General features: G+C 54.3%; 17 protein-coding genes and 1 pseudogene. 15 read left to right on the top strand and 3 right to left on the bottom strand.

The genetic code is table 11. The features are described from left to right. Positions 1–2: 2 nt before the first annotated feature. Positions 3–1,343: a DegQ family serine endoprotease gene (locus ACH5Y9_RS20960; protein ID WP_445369913.1), complete on the bottom strand. Its 1,341-nt coding sequence runs from the start codon at positions 1,341–1,343 to the stop codon at positions 3–5. A 152-nt stretch (positions 1,344–1,495) separates the two neighbouring features. Between ACH5Y9_RS20960 and ACH5Y9_RS20955 the strand changes: the two genes are divergently transcribed. Then, the gene (locus tag ACH5Y9_RS20955; protein ID WP_445367453.1) at positions 1,496–2,827 is read left to right on the top strand and encodes a cyclic nucleotide-binding domain-containing protein; all 1,332 of its coding nucleotides are present in this window, start codon (positions 1,496–1,498) and stop codon (positions 2,825–2,827) included. Between the two features lie 59 nt (positions 2,828–2,886). On the opposite strand, the gene rpmG is transcribed toward ACH5Y9_RS20955, so the two are convergent. Both rpmG and rpmB read right to left on the bottom strand, forming a co-directional pair. Further along, a complete protein-coding gene (gene rpmG, locus ACH5Y9_RS20950; protein ID WP_013816853.1) occupies positions 2,887–3,042 on the bottom strand; it encodes a 50S ribosomal protein L33 in 156 nt (51 codons plus the stop codon). Positions 3,043–3,053: 11 nt separating this feature from the next. Beyond that, positions 3,054–3,290: a 50S ribosomal protein L28 gene (rpmB, locus tag ACH5Y9_RS20945; RefSeq protein ID WP_033157675.1), complete on the bottom strand. Its 237-nt coding sequence runs from the start codon at positions 3,288–3,290 to the stop codon at positions 3,054–3,056. 139 nt (positions 3,291–3,429) lie between these two features. Between rpmB and gshB the strand changes: the two genes are divergently transcribed. The 14 genes and pseudogenes from gshB (at position 3,430) to ACH5Y9_RS20875 (ending at position 19,332) form a co-directional block, all read left to right on the top strand. Further along, positions 3,430–4,380 carry a glutathione synthase gene (gshB, locus tag ACH5Y9_RS20940; RefSeq protein ID WP_445367452.1) on the top strand — a complete coding sequence of 317 codons (951 nt, stop codon included), beginning with the start codon at positions 3,430–3,432 and terminating at the stop codon, positions 4,378–4,380. 1 nt (position 4,381) lies between these two features. Next, on the top strand, positions 4,382–5,275 hold the full coding sequence (locus ACH5Y9_RS20935; protein WP_445367451.1) for a TonB family protein: 894 nt from the start codon (positions 4,382–4,384) through the stop codon (positions 5,273–5,275). A gap of 16 nt (positions 5,276–5,291) precedes the next feature. Beyond that, complete coding sequence (locus ACH5Y9_RS20930; protein ID WP_445367450.1) at positions 5,292–5,858, top strand: YqgE/AlgH family protein; 567 nt, start codon at positions 5,292–5,294, stop codon at positions 5,856–5,858. Next, a complete protein-coding gene (gene ruvX, locus ACH5Y9_RS20925) occupies positions 5,851–6,297 on the top strand; it encodes a Holliday junction resolvase RuvX (RefSeq protein WP_415879516.1) in 447 nt (148 codons plus the stop codon). The genes ACH5Y9_RS20930 and ruvX overlap by 8 nt, the downstream gene beginning before the upstream one ends. A gap of 101 nt (positions 6,298–6,398) precedes the next feature. Next, positions 6,399–6,920, top strand: a complete 522-nt coding sequence (gene pyrR, locus ACH5Y9_RS20920) for a bifunctional pyr operon transcriptional regulator/uracil phosphoribosyltransferase PyrR (RefSeq protein ID WP_033157601.1) — start codon at positions 6,399–6,401, stop codon at positions 6,918–6,920. After that, positions 6,917–7,882, top strand: a complete 966-nt coding sequence (locus ACH5Y9_RS20915) for an aspartate carbamoyltransferase catalytic subunit (RefSeq protein ID WP_445367449.1) — start codon at positions 6,917–6,919, stop codon at positions 7,880–7,882. Before pyrR ends, ACH5Y9_RS20915 begins: the two co-directional genes overlap by 4 nt. Further along, positions 7,879–9,168 (top strand): dihydroorotase, encoded by a 1,290-nt coding sequence (locus ACH5Y9_RS20910; protein ID WP_445367448.1) that lies wholly within the window; start codon positions 7,879–7,881, stop codon positions 9,166–9,168. Before ACH5Y9_RS20915 ends, ACH5Y9_RS20910 begins: the two co-directional genes overlap by 4 nt. A 56-nt stretch (positions 9,169–9,224) precedes the next feature. Continuing rightward, the gene (locus ACH5Y9_RS20905) at positions 9,225–9,929 is read left to right on the top strand and encodes an LOG family protein (RefSeq protein WP_256605236.1); all 705 of its coding nucleotides are present in this window, start codon (positions 9,225–9,227) and stop codon (positions 9,927–9,929) included. A 66-nt stretch (positions 9,930–9,995) separates the two neighbouring features. After that, a complete protein-coding gene (locus ACH5Y9_RS20900; protein WP_319962790.1) occupies positions 9,996–10,982 on the top strand; it encodes an AAA family ATPase in 987 nt (328 codons plus the stop codon). Further along, entirely contained in the window at positions 10,982–11,899 is a 918-nt protein-coding gene (locus tag ACH5Y9_RS20895) for a DUF58 domain-containing protein (protein WP_319962789.1), read from the top strand. The genes ACH5Y9_RS20900 and ACH5Y9_RS20895 overlap by 1 nt, the downstream gene beginning before the upstream one ends. A gap of 33 nt (positions 11,900–11,932) precedes the next feature. Next, on the top strand, positions 11,933–16,075 hold the full coding sequence (locus ACH5Y9_RS20890) for an EAL domain-containing protein (protein WP_445367447.1): 4,143 nt from the start codon (positions 11,933–11,935) through the stop codon (positions 16,073–16,075). A 9-nt stretch (positions 16,076–16,084) separates the two neighbouring features. Next, positions 16,085–16,552 (top strand): DUF4381 domain-containing protein, encoded by a 468-nt coding sequence (locus ACH5Y9_RS20885; protein ID WP_445367446.1) that lies wholly within the window; start codon positions 16,085–16,087, stop codon positions 16,550–16,552. Continuing rightward, positions 16,549–17,536 (top strand): annotated as a pseudogene (locus tag ACH5Y9_RS20880) (vWA domain-containing protein). The gene ACH5Y9_RS20885 and the pseudogene ACH5Y9_RS20880 overlap by 4 nt, the downstream one beginning before the upstream one ends. Further along, the gene (locus ACH5Y9_RS20875) at positions 17,533–19,332 is read left to right on the top strand and encodes a VWA domain-containing protein (RefSeq protein ID WP_445367445.1); all 1,800 of its coding nucleotides are present in this window, start codon (positions 17,533–17,535) and stop codon (positions 19,330–19,332) included. The pseudogene ACH5Y9_RS20880 and the gene ACH5Y9_RS20875 overlap by 4 nt, the downstream one beginning before the upstream one ends.

The following is a 19,332-nucleotide window of genomic DNA, read 5'->3' as shown; positions in this document are numbered from 1 at the left end:
GCTTATTGCAATACCACGAAAAAGCCTTCGCCGCCGCGTTGCAGATTGACTAACAGCGGTGCATTGGGATTGACCACCTGCTTGATTTCATCCAGGTTTCTGACCCGGTAGCGGTTGGCGGTGACGATGATGTCGCCCGGCCGCAAGCCGGTTTTCCAGGCTTTGGAGTTTTGTTCGACTTTTTCTATCATCACGCCTTCCACTTGATCCTTGGGCGTTACGCCTAGCACCGCGCCGCTTAAAGTCGGATGCAGTTTATTTCCGTCCAGCTCCGGCCGTTTCGGCTTGCCGATGGTGGCTTGCAGCGACTTGCGTTCCTCGCCGCGCATGATCTCCAGGTTGGCAGTGTCGCCGATTTGCAGCAAGCCCACCGCATTGCGAATTTGCGCGCTACCGCCTTTTACGTCCTGGCCGTTAATGGCCATAATAATATCGCCAGGCTCCAATCCGGCCTTTTCGGCGGGCGATCCGGCTTCCACGCGGCTAACGACCGCGCCGTGCTGGCTTTTCAAGGCAAAGGCTTTAACCAGTTCCGGCGTTAAATCTTGCGTGGTCACACCCAGCAAACCGCGGCGCACTTCGCCGTGTTGCACCAAGGACTCCATCAAGCGAACCGCCATATTCGACGGAATCGCAAAACCGATGCCGACATTGCCACCGGTAGGCGCGAGGATTGCCGTATTCATGCCGACAAATTCGCCGCGTAAATTCACTAAGGCACCGCCCGAATTGCCGGGATTGATCGAGGCATCGGTCTGAATAAAATCTTCGTAACCTTCAATACCCAAGCCGGAACGGCCCAGCGCGCTAACGATGCCAGAGGTGACGGTTTGGCCCAAGCCGAACGGGTTGCCGATGGCAACCACGAAATCGCCGACTTTCAGTTGGTTGGAGTCGGCAATTTTCAAGGCACTCAGGTTGTCGGCGGGGATTTGGATCACCGCCACGTCGGCTTCCGGATCGGTGCCCAGCAGTTTGGCGTTGAGCTGCCGGCCGTCGCTAAGGGTAACGGTGATTTTGTCCGCTTTGTCTATCACATGATTATTGGTCAGCACATAGCCTTGATCTTTATCGATAATCACGCCGGAGCCCAAGCTGTTTTTTTGCTGTTGCCGCTGGTTTTTGGGGATGTTGAAAAAACGCCGAAACATCGGATCGTTCATTAACGGATTTTCCTGTACCCGCACATTGGTGGAGGTGGAGATATTCACTACGGCCGGCATACTTTGCTCCAGCATCGGCGCCAGGGACGGCAAAGGTGCGCCGTCGACTTGTCCGGGCAATTCTGCGCCGGCTCGCCAGCTGCTCAGGCCAAACAAGATAATCAGGAATAGTTTGTTCATGTTCGTCATGGTTTTTGCATTCCAGGCAGTTAAGTTGCCAGCATGGACTCGCTGGGCGGGAAAATGTTTCACTGAGAGTTTACTTAATAATCGACTATCATAGATTAAGTTTTCTTGTTGGTTTCCCTTCACTTTTTATTCGCGACGAGTACGTGGCTGTCGACATCCATTCCGCTGAAGGCCGTGTGATTCGGCAATTAATTCCGCTATCCACCTTGCCCTTCAGTAAATTTGAGGCGCTGTGCGCACAAATCAAGGTCGAGGATGCGGAAGAAGGCCAATTTTTGTTCAAATGCGGGGATGAACCTAACGATCTAGTGTATTTGATCGATGGCAGCGTGACCTTACAGACCGATCTGTTAAAGATCGAAACGATCAAGTCCGATAGCCCCTCGGCGCGCTTTGCGCTGGCGCATCAAATCCCCAGGAAAGTGCATGCCGTTGCCAATAGCCGAATTCGTTTTTTGCGTTTGAATGCTGATATGATGAAATCGGTTCAAGATGTCCCGTATGAAGAAGCAGAGAGTTTTATGGTAGCTGAAGAGGTGGAGGATAATGACGACTGGATGACGACCTTGTTGAAGTCGCCGGTATTTCGAGCGTTGCCTCCGGCTAATTTGCAAAAAATTTTGATGGGCATGGAGGAAGTGCGCGTGAATGCAGGCACTGTCATTGTCAATCAAGGTGAGCAGGGCGACTTTTACTACATCATCAAACGAGGGCAATGCTTGGTGAGCAGGAAACCTGCACCCAACGCCAAGGAGATTAAGCTGGCGCAACTCAGCGATCAGGATACTTTTGGTGAGGATGCATTGATTTCAGGCGAGCCTCGCAACGTTACGGTCAGTGCGTTGACGGATGTTTGCCTGTTGCGATTGGGTAAGGAGCAGTTTCTGAACTTGATCAAACAGCCGACGCTTAAATATATCAGCTATAAAGACGCTCAAGACTTGGTGACCAAGGGTGCGGATTTGATCGATGTGCGCGAGCCCGATGAATACAAGCCAAAGCATTTGCCGTTCAGCATTAATCTGCCGTTTTTTTCCTTGCGCATGCAGCTAAAAACCTTGAATCGGCAGCATCCCATCGTCGTGGTTTGCCAGAATGGCAAGATTAGCGAAACGGCGGCTTTTATCCTGATGCGGCACAAATTCAATGCGCTGATTCTAAACGGTGGTATCGACAGTATTAACCCGGACGAACTGAAAGCACCTTCATCGTTTCCGATCGACGACGGTATTGAGACCGGTAATTTTAGAGGGAGCAGCGGCGAGAGCGAGACGAGTCACTCGTTCACCGAGCAATCCTCAATACAAGATGATATGGAGCGTTTACGGCGCTTTCTGCAGCAGCTGAAAACCAAATACAATATTTTGGAAGCTGAGAAAAAGGCTTTGGAGATGAAATATTTGGCACTTGCCAAATTTACGGAATCGCTGAAAGCCGAGCTGGAAGCGATGAAGAAAGCCGGTGGCGGTGGCTAGTCGGAAAAAACCCTGCTGCTAGCCCGCCAACGCCTGAAAGCGGATCAATAAAACGCTGTTTATTTGATCTTGGCTTCTTTGTACATCACATGCTTACGAACCACGGGATCAAATTTTTTGATCTCCATTTTTTCAGGCATGGTTTTTTTGTTTTTGGTGGTGGTGTAGAAATGGCCGGTGCCTTCGCTAGATACCAATTTGATTTTGTCGCGCATTGTCAGTCTCCTTAATATTGTTCGCCGCGTTTACGCATATCGGCCAGAACAGCATCGATGCCGTTTTTGTCGATGATACGCATACCTTTGGAAGATACTCTCAAACGAACCCAACGGTTTTCGCTTTCAACCCAAAATCTGTGGTGATGCAGATTAGGCGTAAAACGTCTTTTGGTTCTGTTCATCGCGTGTGAAACGTTGTGCCCTGTTACTGGGCGTTTACCTGTTACTTGGCATACTCTGGACATGACTACCTCAATGCGAGCTTTTAATTCAAAATAGCCGCGCTTTATAACAAAAAAACTTTTGTTGGTAAACAACAGCCTGCAAAATAAATTTGATAAAATCGGTTTTATTTCCCGTCGCTTCGGAATTTACAGGACTTTAATGGCTATTAAACTCGGCATGGTCATGGACCCCATCGGCCAGATCAATATTAAAAAGGACACCAGTTTTGCGATGTTGCTGGAAGCCCAGTCTCGCGGTTGGGAGCTGCATTACATGGAGCTGTCCGACCTTTACATGCGCAACGGCGACGCTTATGCCCGTTCCCGCGTGCTGGAAGTCGAACGCGATGACAAGCAGTGGCATAGGTTTCTCGGTGAGCAGCAAATAGCTTTGTCCGAATTGGACGCGATCATCATGCGTAAGGATCCGCCCTTTAATCAGGAATATATCTACGCCACTTATATGCTGGAACAGGCTGAGCGCCAGGGTGTTTATGTGGTCAACAAGCCGCAATCGCTGCGCGACGCCAACGAAAAAATGTTCACCGCCTGGTTTCCGCAATGTTGCACCGATACTTTGGTAGCCCGAGACCCGCAAAAAATCCGCGACTTCTTAAAAGAGCACCAGGAAATCATCCTGAAGCCCTTGGACGGCATGGGTGGAGCGTCGATCTTTTATGTCAAAGAGCATGACCCCAATCTTAGCGTGATTCTGGAAACCATGACTCAACACGGCAGCAGTTACATCATGGCGCAAAAATACCTGCCTGCCGTGAAAGACGGCGACAAACGGATCTTGGTGGTCAATGGCGAACCGGTGCCTTATTGTCTGGCACGGATTCCGGCCAGCGGCGAAAGCCGGGGCAATCTGGCAGCCGGCGGACGCGGCGAAGGCCGGCCATTGAGTGACCGTGATCGCTGGATTGCCGAACAGGTCGGGCCAACCTTACGCGAAAAAGGCCTGATATTTGTCGGCCTGGATGTCATCGGCGACTATCTGACCGAAGTCAACGTCACCAGTCCAACCTGCGTGCAGGAGCTGGATAAACAGTTCGGCATTAATATCAGCGCTCAATTAATGGACCACATCGCCGCTCAATGCCAGGCCTGATATGTACGCGCCGGACTTGACTCCCACGCCGTTGTCGCAAAGTGATTCGCTGCTGACGGCGTTGTTTGTAGCGGCGGTACTGCATGTGATCGTGTTGTTGGGCGTTAATTTCACCGCACCGCAGCCACCTAAGATCAACCGCTCGATTGAGATCACCGTGGCCCATGCTCCGGTGAAAAAGGCGCCCAAGGATGCGAAACATCTGGCAACGGAGCATCAAATAGGTGCCGGCGAGGAAACCCGCAAACCGGAGCCGCCGCAGCAAAAAATAGCCACTCAGGAACAATCGATCAGTCCGCCGGCAAAGAAAGTTTTGCCGCATCCGGTGGTTCCACAAGTCAAACCGGTCGCCGAGAGACTGCTTACCCAAGCCAAAGCGCCGGTTAAGGTGGTGACGGAACCCGAGCAACCGGTAGAATTACCTGAAGCCGTTGAAGTTCCGGAGTCCGCCCCCAAATTATCCCCGGAAGCGCTTCAGCAACAAATCGCCCAACTCGGCGAGCGCATCAGAAATACCCAACAAAGCGCGCAAGATACTAAGATTAAATTCGTCAACGCGGTTAGCACGCACAAGTATCTCGCGGCGCAATATGTCAAGGATTGGGAGGACAAGGTTGAGCGCACCGGCAATCTGAATTATCCTGAGGCCGCGCGTAAAAAAGGCGTTTCGCAGTCCTTGACCATGGACGTGGGGATTAACGCCGACGGCAGCATTTACAGCATGCGGATTGTCCGGTCATCCGGCAATTCCGCACTGGACGACGCCGCGAAACGGATTGTGAAGATGAGTGCGCCCTTTGCCGCTTTACCCGATGATTTGTTGAGAGAAGTGAACGTTTTGGTGATTACCAGGGTCTGGAAATTCTCAGACGAAACCGGCATGACTGCCCGCTAGCCCATACAGCACTCCAATGACAGACGTTACTTATTTAAATAACCAGTTTTTGATTGCGATGCCCGGCTTAGCCGACCCGCATTTTTTTCACACGGTGACATACCTTTGCCAGCACAATGAAGAAGGCGCGCTCGGCATCGTCATCAACCGACCGACCGGCATGAAATTACGCGACATTTTCGAGCAAATGGGGATTAAAACCGAGCTGGAAAATGTATTGGAAACCCCGGTGTTTGCCGGCGGTCCGGTACAGCAGGAACGCGGCTTTGTCATCCACGATGCCTGCGAACAGCGCTGGGATTCCAGTATCAGTACCGCCGAGAATATTACGCTGACCAGCTCTCGCGACATTCTCGAGGCCATTGCCGAAGGTAAAGGCCCCAACCACTATTTGATCGCCTTAGGTTACGCCGGTCTGGGTAGCGGCCAACTAGAAAAAGAAATGGTAGAAAACGCCTGGCTGAACACGCCATGCGGTGAAGAGATACTCTACGAAACGCCGATCAGCCAGCGCTGGAATGCGGCGGCGGGACAATTAGGTATCGACATTAATCGCCTGACCACGCCGGCAGGTCATGGTTAAGCTCGATCCGCTGGCGGCAAAATTCAGCAGCGATGCGTATTTAGGGTTTGATTTCGGCAACAAAAAAATTGGGGTCGCGGTGGGGCATGCGGATACCGGCATTGCCAGTCCGCTGCAAACCATCCAATCGCTTAATCAAGTGCCGGACTGGCATAAAATCGGTCAGCTGATCGCCGAATGGCGGCCCATAGGTTTGGTGGTCGGCATTTCTCGACAGAACGATGGTTCGGATAATGTGATTACCCCGCGCATGCAAAAATTCTGTCGGCAGCTGAATGGTCGTTACAATCTGCCGGTGCACCAAATCGACGAAACACTGACCACGTTCGCCGCGAAACAAATGCTGTTCGACGACTTGAAGGTTAGCGCTGCTAAACTATGGGCCGTGCAAGATCAACTGGCCGCTCAGATCATTCTGCAAAGCTGGTTTGATCAGTAAAAAGACGAAAACGGTTTTACGCCCATGCAGCCTTATTATCCCGTCGCTTTCAGCTTTTTCCCGAATTTCATAACAATAACAAGATTCCCCCTGTAACCGCCATGCCCATCACCACGCTGAATATCGATAACCTGCTCGACACTCTGGAAGCCGCGATTCGCCGGCAGATTAGCGAGCGTAACCTGCATAATCCTTTGCTAATCGGCATACACAGCGGCGGTGCCTGGATCGCACGGCATATGCATCAGCGTTTGGGTTTGAGCGAACCCTTGGGCATGCTGGACATCACCTTTTATCGCGACGATTTTTCGCAAATCGGCATGCATCCCAAGGTCAAGACCAGCCAATTGCCGCCGCACTTGGAAGGCCGCGACATCATCTTGATCGACGACGTGTTTTACACCGGACGCACCATCCGTGCCGCGCTGAACGAAATATTTGATTATGGCCGCCCTAACCAGGTGGTGTTGGCGGTATTGATAGAGCGTAATGGCCGGCAAATTCCGCTGCAACCGGACTGTTACGGTATCCGCATCGATTTGGCCGGCGATCAACGTATCAAACTGACCGGCCCCGACCCATTGGGCATCGAGATTCAATCCCCGCAAGTGGTGGCGGCATGACCCGACATATTCAGCTTACCGAACAGGGTAAGCTCAAGCATTTTCTGACGATCGAAGGTCTGGATAAGGAGCTGCTGACCGAAATCTTGGATACCGCCGAATCATTTGCCGGCATGTCCGAACATCAAGTCAAAAAAGTGCCGTTGCTGCGCGGCAAAACCATCGTCAACCTGTTTTTCGAAAACAGCACCCGCACCCGCACCACTTTCGAGCTGGCGGCCACCCGGCTGTCGGCGGACGTGCTGAGCATGAACATCGCCACATCCGCCACTTCCAAGGGTGAGAGTCTGCTGGACACCATCCATAATCTGGAAGCCATGCATGTCGACATGTTCGTGGTTCGCCATGCCCTGAGCGGGGCGGCGCATTTTATCGCTCAACACACCGCGCCGCATATCAGCGTGATCAACGCCGGCGACGGCCAGCACGCCCATCCCACCCAGGCGATGCTGGATATGTTCACCATTCGCCAACATAAAAAACAATTCGAAGGCCTGAAAGTCGCCATCGTTGGCGACATCTTGCATTCGCGGGTGGCGCGTTCGCAGATTTTGGCTTTGAACACATTGGGTGTTGCCGAAGTGCGGGTAATAGCTCCCAAAACGCTGTTACCGGCACAAGTCAAAACTATGGGCGTGACACCCATGCACGATATGGACGAGGGCCTGGATGATGTGGATGTGGTCATCATGTTGCGTTTGCAAAAAGAACGCATGAATTCGGCGTTTTTGCCCAGCGAAAGCGAGTTTTTCCGCTGTTTTGGTTTGACCGAAGCCAAGCTTAAACGCGCCAAAGCCGATGCCATCGTGATGCATCCCGGACCGATCAATCGGGGTGTGGAAATTGCCTCCAGCGTCGCCGACGGCCCGCAATCGGTGATCTTGCAGCAAGTCAGCAATGGCGTGGCTGTGCGGATGGCGATTATGTCGATGGCGATGCACAGTCAAGGAGGAGCGGCATGACCAAGATTTTGATTAATAACGGCCGCATCATCGATCCGGCCAACAACATCGACGCCATCGGTCCAGTTTGTATTGCTGATGGCAAGATTGTCTCCGTGCTGGAGCAAGCCGCCGATTTCACGGCCGAGCAGACAATCGACGCCAACGGTCAGATCGTCTGCCCCGGCTTCATCGATCTCAGCGTGCGTTTGCGCGAACCCGGCCATACCCAAAAAGGTAATATCCTCAGCGAAACCCGCGCCGCGCTTAGCGCCGGCGTAACCTCTCTTTGCCTGCCGCCGGATACCAAACCCTGCATCGATAGTCCGGCGGTGGTCGAGTTCATCAAGGACAAAGCGGAAAAGGCCGACTACCCGCAAATCTATAGCATCGGTGCATTGACGCAGCGCTTGGCCGGCAGCGAACTGAGTGCGATGTTCGCGTTGAAACAGGCCGGCTGCATTGCCGTCAGCAACGCCAGCGAACCGCTCGGCAATCTGTTGATATTACGGCGGGCGATGGAATATGCCGCCACCCACAATTTATTATTGATGTATCGCGCCAATGAACCCGCCCTGTCCGGCAAGGGCTGCGCCCACGAAGGCGCGGTAGCCAGCCGCTACGGTTTGCCGGGTATCCCGGAAGCCGCCGAATCGATTGCCTTGGCGCAATGTCTGGAGTTGGCGGAGTTGACCGGCTGTCGGGTGCATATTAGTCAAATCAGCTGCAAGCAATCGGTGATCAAATTGCAGCAGGCCAAGAAATACGGCCTAAACGTCACGGCCGACGTGGCGATTCACCAACTGCATCTGACCGAAGACAATATCACCCCATTCGACAGCAACTACCATGTATTGCCGCCGCTACGCAGCGCCATCGACCGCCAATATCTGCGCGAGGGCCTGGTTAACGGCACCATAGACGCGATATGCTCGGATCACCAACCCCACGACCTGGATGCCAAACTCGGCGCCTTTCCGGAAACCGAAGCGGGCGTGGCTGCACTGGAAACCCTGTTGCCATTGACGCTGGCACTGACCCAACAACATCGCATCGGTTTGTCGCAAGCCATCGCCAATCTAACCTGCAAACCTGCACACATTTTAGGCCTGGCTAGCGGCACATTAACGCCGGGTTCTGCGGCCGATGTGTGTATTTTCGATCCGCAAGCCAATTGGCCGGTTAATCGCGACAACTGGCTTAGCGCCGGTTGCAATACGCCGTATTGGCAGCAGACCTTGACCGGGCGCGTGACCCATACTTTGCTGGCCGGTAAGCTGGCGTATCGCTTGGTTGAGCTGCCGTGAACAGGTTATTTCGTCCCATTGCCATTAGCACAGCGTGCTCATTTAAGGAATAAATCATGAGTTGCATCAAAAATCGCCGCACTGACGGCTCGACCTCGTCCAGCATCATCGACGACCTGAAAGGCGATCAATCCTGGCGGATTTTTCGCATCATCAGCGAGTTTACCGAGGGCTTCGACGAACTGTCCGGTTTGTGCGACGCGATTTCGATTTTCGGTTCCGCCCGCTTGCCGCCCGAGCATTTTTATTATCAAAAAACTGTGGAACTGGCGGAAATGCTCAGCAAGGAAGGCTTTGCCGTGATCAGCGGCGGTGGGCCCGGCGTGATGGAGGCCGCCAACAAAGGTGCGATTTTGCATGATCAACCGTCTATCGGCTTGAACATCGAATTGCCGATGGAACAAACCCCCAATCCTTACCAAAACATTTCGCTGAATTTCCGTTATTTTTTCGTGCGCAAGGTAATGTTCGTGCGCTACTCGATTGGTTACGTCTGTATGCCGGGCGGTTTCGGCACGCTGGACGAGTTCTTTGAGGCCTTGACCTTGATGCAAACCCACAAGATATATCCGATTCCGTTGGTATTGTTCGGCACCGATTTCTGGAGCGGCCTGATGGATTGGATGAAAGCCAAGATGATGGAATACGGCACCATTTCCGAGGAAGATTTGGCGCTGATCACCGTCACCGACGATCCGCAAAAAGTGGTCGATATCATGGTTGCGCATCGCGAGTGGAAAGATTTGCAGCGCAAAAATTAAGCGCAGCGCAACTTTCAGGACTCAACTCGGTCACATTTTTGTTAAACATAAGGATTTTTCATACACATGACTGCGACAAGTCTTAGCCCCAGCCAAGCCGCCTTACAAAATCTCAAAACCCACATCAATACCCAGATCATCGGCCAGGAAGTACTGGTCGAAAGAATGCTCATTGCCCTGCTGGCCGATGGTCATTTGTTGGTGGAAGGTGCGCCGGGTTTGGCGAAAACCCGCGCCATCAACGTACTCAGCCAAGGCATAGAAGCCGACTTTCATCGGGTGCAATTTACCCCGGACTTGTTACCGGCTGATTTGACCGGTACGGAAATTTACCGGCCGCAGCAAGGCAGCTTCGAATTTCAAAAAGGCCCGCTGTTTCATAACTTGATCCTGGCCGACGAAATCAACCGCGCACCGGCTAAAGTCCAGGCCGCCTTGCTGGAAGCCATGGCCGAGCGCCAGATCACGGTCGGCAAGGCCACTTATCCGCTGCCGCCCTTGTTCATGGTCATGGCCACGCAAAACCCGATCGAGCAGGAAGGCACCTACCCCTTGCCGGAAGCGCAACTCGACCGGTTTCTGCTACATGTCAAAATCGACTATCCCAATGCCGAACACGAGCAAGCCATACTGCATCTGGCTCGTGCCGAGGCCAAGGGCGCACTGCAAAACCAGGACAGCGCATCGCCTAAAGTGAGCCAGCAAGCCTTATTCGCCGCGCGCGGCGAAGTGTTGGATTTGTATCTCGCCGACAGCTTGGAGCAATATCTGCTGCAAATCGTGCTGGCGACCCGTAATCCCGGCGCTTATGGTCAGGATTTGGCCGGCTGGATTCAATACGGCGCCAGCCCGCGCGCCAGCATTGCCCTGGACCGCTGCGCGCGCGCCAAGGCCTGGCTGCAACAACGCGATTTTGTTGATCCCGGCGACATTCAAGATATGGCTTACGATGTGCTGCGCCACCGCCTGATTCTGTCCTACGAGGCTGAAGCCGAGGGCATTAGCAGCGATTATGTGATCAAAGAATTGATAGCCAGAATTGCCGTACCCTAATGATTAAATCGCCAGCGACCGACAATCCCCGGGTTACGGTCACTCTCAAAGCTTTGGTGGACCTGGCCAAGCCGGCCGGCATGCTTAGTCTGGGGCACGCCAATATCCGCGCCGCGCAAAGCGGTAATTATCTGTCGCATCTGAAGGGCCGCGGTATGGCCTTCGACGAAACCCGGCTCTACCAACCCGGCGATGACGTGCGGCGCATCGACTGGCGCGTGACGGCCCGCACCGATAAGCCCCACAGCAAGATTTACAAGGAAGAACGGGAAAGGCCCATGTTCATTGCTGTGGATTACCGCGCCACCATGGCTTTTGCCACGCGCGGCGTGTTCAAATCCGTGCAGGCTGCCCGCTTGGCCGGTTTGCTGGCTTGGGCTGCACTGAAGCAAGGCGACCGCATCGGCGGGCAGATTTTCAGTGATGACGGTTGCCAGGAAGTAAAACCGCAAACCGGCAAACCGGCGCTGTTACGCTTCTTAAACGCCCTGGTCAATCCGGATTACAACGGTGCGGCTGTCGTCAACCTGGCGCAGCCTCTGGCCAGATTGCTGCATCATGCCCGGCCCGGCAGCCGGGTGTATATTCTCAGCGATTTTCGCGGGATGAATAGCGCGGCCGAAAATCATCTGGCCAATCTGGCCCGGCATTGCGAGGTGGTGTTGGTACACATCGCCGATCCGCTGGAAAGCAGTTTACCGACCCAAGGCCGCTACCGCTTTACCGACGGCTGGCGCGAAGTGCTGTTCGATAGTGGTGACAAACAGCGCCTGCAAGCTTATCGGCAGCGCTTCCAGGACCGGCAGGCGTATCTGCAAAAGCTGGCCAATAAGCTGCGTCTCACCTTGATACCCTGCACGACTCAGCAAATGCCTTTGGACGCATTGAACGGCACCCGCGCGCGTCCGGCGGCCTAAGACCTTCTCAATCTGGCCATGCGCATCCCCAATTTGTCTCATTCAATAGATTTTCCGGTGCCGGATAACGAGACACAAAGTATCGCGCTCGTCAGCCCGTTGGTTTTACTGATACAAATCGGCGTACTGAGTTTGCTGATGTTTGCCGGCGGCTGGCTGGGCGGCAAAATGATCATTCCGCCCGGCTATGCCAGTCCGCTATGGCCGCCAGCCGGCATCGCACTGGCTGCGCTATTTATGGGTGGCCGCAGGCTTTGGCCCGGAATCTGGCTGGGTGCGGCGTTCAGCAATTTTCTGGTGACTATTGATTTTTCCGGTCAATTGACCGCGCAAACTGCGATGTCCTCCTTTGCCATTGGCGGCGGCAGCGCCTTGCAGGCGTTGGCGGCTCTGGCTTTATCCAAAGCCTACGTAGAACCGGGTTTGCCCAAATTGGATAGTCCGGCTGCCATCCTCAAGTTTTTTGTCCTGGCCGGGCCGGTAGCCTGTCTAATCGCGCCCAGCGTAGGCGGAGCCGTACTTTATTCATTGGACTTGATGAGCCAGGCGCAACTCTGGTCGTCCTGGCGAAACTGGTGGGTTGGCGACAGTTTGGGCGTGATGATAGTGACGCCGCTATTGTTTTGTTATTTCGGACGCCCCCGTGCGCTTTGGCAGGCGCGGCGCTTGAGTGTCGCGCTACCCTTACTGGGCACGCTGCTGGGTTTGGTGCTGGTATTTTTGCAAGCCTTTCAAGCGGAACGCGCACGCATTCAACAAGCTTTCGATAGTCGGGCCGCCGAGATAGACCGGCTGCTGGCGGAATATGCCATTGATGTAATCGATAGTACGCTGGCGCTAAGAGATGTATTTCTGGCATCCGGGCAGGTAAGCAGAGCCGAATTTAGCGTGTTTTCCCAGGGTATCCTGCAACGTCATCCGGAAATCCAAGCCCTGGAATGGCTACCTCTGATTACCCAAGCTGATTTACCGGCCTTCGAACAAGCGGTACGCGCCGAAGGATTTCCTGATTTTCGCGTCATCGAACGGGATAGTGCCGGTCAATTGGTGCATGCAAGTGCCCGGCAGGAGTATTTTCCGATCATGTTTGTGGAGCCGATGGCCGGCAACGAAAAAGCCTTCGGCTTCGATTCCATGACAAATCCTCTTAGCCGGCAAGCAAAAATCCTGGCCCGCGCCAGCGGTAAACCCACCGCCTCGCAAAAACTGACGCTAATGCAGCGTGACGATACCGATCCCGGTATTTTGGTGTCCATTCCGGTTCGCCGGCATAGCACCGGCGGCGACGTCTTGGATATTACCGGCTACGTCTCGGCAATCTTACTGCCGGCCAAAATGGTGGAAACAGTCACCAGGGGGCTCAACACCGATACGCTGGGTATCAGCATTGATGACCTCAGCGCGCCCGCCGGACAAACGGCTTTGTATGTAAAACCGGTACGCAAACCGGTGTCGTTAAACTACGACTTAAAAAAATGGCAGCATAATTTTGCGTTTGTGGATCGTAATTGGCAAATTACCGTCACGCCGGATAGCGATTTCGTCAACGAACAAGGTTCATCGCTACCTTTGATTACTTTGATCGGCGGGCTCTGTTTTACCAGCTTGCTGAGTATTTTATTGTTGATCATCAGCGGCAGAACCGCCTCCGTGCAAGCTTTGGTGGAAGAGCGCACCCAGGCATTGGCCGACGCGGTTGCGGAATTGGAAACCGCCGCCAATATCGCCAAGGAATCGGAGTTAAAGCTGCGCACTATCGTCGATTCCGAGCCGGAGTGCGTGAAACTGCTCGCGCGGGACGGCAGCCTATTGCAAATGAACCGCGCCGGTCTGGACATGATAGAGGCCGAGACGCTGGAGCAAGCCCAACAAGGACGCATGGAGGATCTGGTATTGCCCAGGTACCGGGCAGCCTTTAAAAAATTGACTCGGCGGGTGTTTGCCGGCGCATCAGGCACACTGGAATTTGAAATCGTCGGCCTGAAAGGCCGGCAGCGCTGGTTTGACACCCACGCTGTGCCGATGCGCGATGCGGAAGGCAATATCGTAGCCTTGCTGGGTTTGACCCGCGACATAACCGAACGCAAGCAGGCCGAGGAACATCTGAAACTGGCCGCGCGGGTATTCAGCGAGGCGCACGAAGGTATTTTAATTACCGATCCTGGCGGGATCATCGTCGATGTGAATCCGACTTTTTCCGAGATTACCGGCTACAGCCGCACCGAAGTGATAGGCCGAAACCCCAGTATTTTGCAGTCCGGCAAATATGGTGCGGATTTTTATCGGGATATGTGGCAAGCCTTGCATGAAGCCCAGCATTGGCAAGGCGAATTGTGGAACCGCAAAAAAAACGGCGAGTTGTATGCTGAGTGGCTAACGGTTTCTGCTTTGTGTGATGCCGACGGCAAGGTCACTCACTATATCGGGCTATTTTCCGATGTCACCCAGGCTAAGCAGCAGCAACAGATGCTGGAATTGTTTGCCCATTACGATCCGCTCACCCGCCTGCCGAATCGGATTTTATTCGCTGATCGCTTGAATCAGGCCATCGCCCACAGCAAGCGGGAAAACACTTTGCTGGCGATTTGCTTTCTGGACCTGGACGGTTTCAAGCCGGTCAACGATCAATTCGGCCACGATATCGGCGACCGGGTATTGGTGGAAGTGGCCGAACGAATCAAAAACGCGATTCGCGAGGAAGACAGCGTATCCCGGCACGGCGGCGACGAGTTCGCGCTATTGCTGGGCGATATAGACTCGATTGAACAATGCGAACAAACCATCATGCGCATTCATCGGGCGATTGCCCAGCCGTATGTCATCGACGATCAGCCGATTTCGGTCGGCGCCAGCAGCGGTTTTACCGTGTATCCTCTGGATGATGCCGACGCCGACGCCTTATTGCGGCATGCCGACTATGCCATGTACCAGGCCAAATTGGCCGGCAAAAACCGTTGCCAGTTGTTCGATGCCAGCCACGACCAACAAGTCATGCATCGCCACCAACAATTGCGCGACATCGAAGCGGCGTTTTTAAACAACGAATTGTGCATGTATTACCAGCCCAAGGTCGACATTAAAACCGGCCAGGTTAAAGGCGTGGAGGCCTTGATTCGTTGGCAGCACCCGCAGCGCGGCATGGTGCCGCCGTTGGAGTTTCTGCCGGTGATTGCCTCCACCGATCTGGAAATACGCATCGGCAATTGGGTCATTGCGCAAGCTTGCGAGCAGTTGGCCGGTTGGCACGCGCGGGGACTATTGTTGGAGGTCAGCGTCAATATCTCCTCCTATCATCTGCTGTGGTCCGGCATCGGCGCTTATATAGAAGAAACGTTGCGCCTTCATCCGGAACTGGATGCCCGTTATCTGCAATTGGAAATTCTGGAAAGCACCGCATTGGATGATTTGTCGGCGGTGAACCGGATTATCAAAAGCTGCCGGGAACAACTGGGGATCAGCGTGGCCCTGGACGACTTCGGCACCGGCTACTCCTCGTTGACGCATTTGCGGCATCTGTCGGTGGATACCGTGAAAATCGATCAGACCTTTGTCCGTGACATGCTCGACGATCCGGACGACTACGCCATCATCGACAGCGTGATCGATCTCAGTCAGGCTTTTAGCCGGGAAGTCGTGGCGGAAGGCGTGGAAAGTCAGGAACAAGGTATCGTGCTGTTGCTGTTGGGCTGCCATCTGCTGCAAGGCTATGCCATTGCCCGGCCCATGCCTGCCTCGGCGATTGCCGACTGGGTAACGGCTTACCGGCCTTTCGACGACTGGCAAATTTATGCGGATGCCGAGCTGTCGGCGGAACAGGTTGACATAGCGATTCGCCGCTTCGACACCCGGCAGTGGTTGCAGCGGGTCCAGGCCTGCCTGTTCGCAGAGCCGCAAGCTGCCGTCAAAAGTTGGCCCATCATGGACCAGCGTCGTACCCATCTGGGCCGCTGGCTGAAGCAAGTACAACACGACAGACAGTATGCCCAGGATTGGCTGGAACATATCGAACAATTACAGCGGCAATTGCATGTCCTGGCCGAAAGTTTGCTGAAACGCTGCGAGACCGGCCAGCGCGATGCCGCGCAGGCGGGTTTTAACGATCTGCGGGCTATTCAGCAGCAAATCGACGACATGTTGATTTTGTATACCCCACTCCCCAATTTGGACGCGATGTAGATATTCAATATGGAACCATTGCCCTTAAAAGATATTCATTTGCCCGATTCGGTGGCTTTTTGGCCGCCGGCGCCGGGCTGGTGGTTGTTAGCGGTATTGCTGCCGTTGTTGATTTTTTTGTGCTGGTATTTTTATAAACGCATCCGCCGGCAGACAGCGGTGAAAACCGCCGGCAAATTGTTATCCGCGCTTCGCCGGGACGGCAGCGCCGACGCCAGACAAACCTTGGTGGCTTTATCGGCTCTGTTACGGCGTGTAGCAATTAGTACGGCGCCGCGTAGCGATGCCGCGAGCTTGCGCGGCGAAGCCTGGCTTAGCTATCTGGATCAATCCCTGCCGGATGCACCGTTTAGCCAAGGCCCCGGCCGTTGTCTGGCCGACGGCCATTATCGGCAAACACCGCCCGCCGATACCGAACTGGAGGCCTTGTTTGAATTGTGCGAACGCTGGTTGAAACAACAGGCGAAAAAACGATGATCGAATTGTATTGGCCCTGGTTGCTATCTCTATTGCCGCTACCGCTGCTATTGCGTTGGCTGTTGCCGGCGCGTGCCGTCGCGCAAACGGCGGCATTGAAAGTACCGTTTCTGGATGATCTTGGTACCAGCGAAACGCGGGTGGTCAGCAGCGAACGGCGTTGGCCTTTATGGCTGGCAGCTTTTGCCTGGGCCTGTTTACTGTTGGCCGCCGCGCGTCCGCAATGGCTGGGCGAACCCATCGAGCAAGCGGTCAGCGGCCGTGATTTGATGCTGGCGGTGGACGTTTCCGGCAGTATGCAGGAGGAAGATTTCATCATCGGCAAACAGCGCGTGGACCGCTTAACCGCGATTAAACAAGTGGCCGGCGAGTTTATTCAGCGCCGGGTCGGCGACCGCCTGGGCTTAATCCTGTTCGGCACGCAAGCTTACTTGCATGTGCCCTTAACCTTTGATCGCAAGACCGTGCAAACCTTGTTGCACGAGGCGTTTATCGGCATCACCGAGGATGACCCGAAAACCTCCATCGGCGACGCCATCGGCTTGGCGATCAAGCGCCTGCAACAACAGCAAGATGCCAGCCGCGTGTTGATTTTATTAACCGACGGCGCCAATACCGCTGGTGAATTAACGCCGATAAAAGCCGCTGAACTGGCCGCCGAACATAAGCTGAAAATCTACACGATAGGCATAGGTGCCGATGAAGTATTGGTGCGCAGCCTGTTCGGTACCCGCCGGGTCAATCCGTCCGCCGATCTGGACGAAAAAACCCTGACTGCGATTGCCGATACCACCGGCGGCCATTATTTCCGGGCGCGTAATACCGAAGAACTGGAGAAAATCTACCGGATGCTGGATCAGACTGGAGCCGGTTGAAAAAGACAAACAATATTTTCGGCCGCGCAGTGAGCTATTTTATTGGCCGCTGGGTCTGGCTTTGCTATTGACGGGATGCTTAACCTTGGCCCGCTTGAGGTGGTCATGAATTTTGCCGAGTTTCATTTCCTGCGGCCCTGGTGGTTGCTGGCATTATTGCCGGCCGCGCTGTTTTTGATTTTGCTGGTGCGGCATCGACAAGGACGCGGCAACTGGAGCGAGGTGTGCGATGCCGAGTTGCTGCCCTTTATTTTGCAAGACAAACCGTTGCAAGCATCGCGTGGCCCTTTGTTCGGTGCCGGCTTTGCCGCGTTGCTAACCATAATCGCCCTGGCCGGCCCCACTTGGCAGCGCTTGCCCGGCCCGGCCTTTAGAAACGATGCCGCGCTGGTGATTGCGTTGGATTTGTCCAAGTCCATGGATGCCGCCGACATCAAACCCAGCCGTATCGGCAAGGCCCGTTACAAAATTGCCGATTTATTAAAACAGCGCAAGGATGGTCAAACCGCACTGCTGGTTTACGGCGGCGATGCGTTTACCGTTACACCATTGACCAACGATACCGCGACCATTGATAGCCAGCTAAGCGCCCTGACCACCGACATCATGCCCAGCCCTGGCAGCAACACCAGTGCGGCATTGAATGCGGCGGTGGCATTGCTGCGCCAGGCCGGCTTGGTCAAGGGCCATATCCTGCTGGTCACCGACGGCGTTGATAGCGATGTCGCCGAGCAGGCCGAACACTGGTTGGGCGATTACCGGCTCTCGGTACTGGCGATGGGCACGCCGGAAGGTGCGCCTATCCAGCTACAAGGCGCCGGGTTTTTAAAAGATAGCAATGGCGCCATCGTGGTCGCCAAGTTGGACGAAGCCGCGTTGAACACGCTGGCGCAACACGGTCGCGGCATTTATCAGCCGGTGACGGCAAACGATGCGGACGTCGAGAATTTGGGGCGTTTATTCAATAGCGCCGAAACCGGTAACGAAAATTTGGATAGCAATCTGTTGCTGCAACAATGGGATGAAAAGGGGCCCTGGCTGTTATTGCTTGTGTTACCGTGGGCGGCTTTGCAATTTAGAAAAGGTTTGTTATTGGCCTTGCTGTGTTTGTTGCCGTTGCCGAAAAACAGCTACGCGCTGGACTGGCAGAGCTTGTGGCAAACGCCGGATCAACGCGCCAAGCAGGCTTTCGAGCAACAGCAATATCAACAAGCCGCCGAGCAGTTCGACAATCCGGATTGGCGCGCCGCCGCCCAATACAAGGCCGGTAAATTCCAAGAAGCCGCCGAGACCTTGAAAAACACCCAAAGCGCGGAAGGCCATTACAACCGCGGCAATGCCTTGGCTCAGGCCGGCCAGTTGCAAGAAGCCGTGCAAGCCTATCAGCAGGCGCTGCAACTTGATCCTAAGCATCAGGATGCGAAATACAATAAGGAGCTGGTCGAGAAGAAGCTGAAAGAACAGGAACAGCAGCAGGAGAATCAACAGCAAGACCAGCAAAAGCAGGACCACCAAGATCAACATAAACCGGATTCGTCCGAGCAACAGCAAAATCAGCAACAGCAGGACGGCAAGCCCGATCAAGCCGACAAAGATGCGCAGCAGGAGCAAAAACCGCAAGACCAGCAAAAAGCCGACGCCAAGCAGGACGCGGAACAAAATAAGGCGAAAGAAGACCAACAATCCGAAGCCGAGGCCAAACAGCAAGCTGAGCCGCAGCCGCCCAAGCAAGAGCCGACAGACCAGGAACAAGCCGCGCAAGCCACGGAAAAAAACGAAACCGAGCGCGCCAACGAGCAATTGTTGAAGCGCATACCCGACGAGCCGACGGGCTTACTAAAGCGTAAATTCAAATATCAATACGGTCAGCGCAATCGAGCTAACCCGGCCGGTCCGGCCTGGTAA

Source organism: Methylomonas sp. BW4-1, from assembly GCF_052474385.1.
This window is presented reverse-complemented; position numbering and strand designations above follow the sequence as displayed.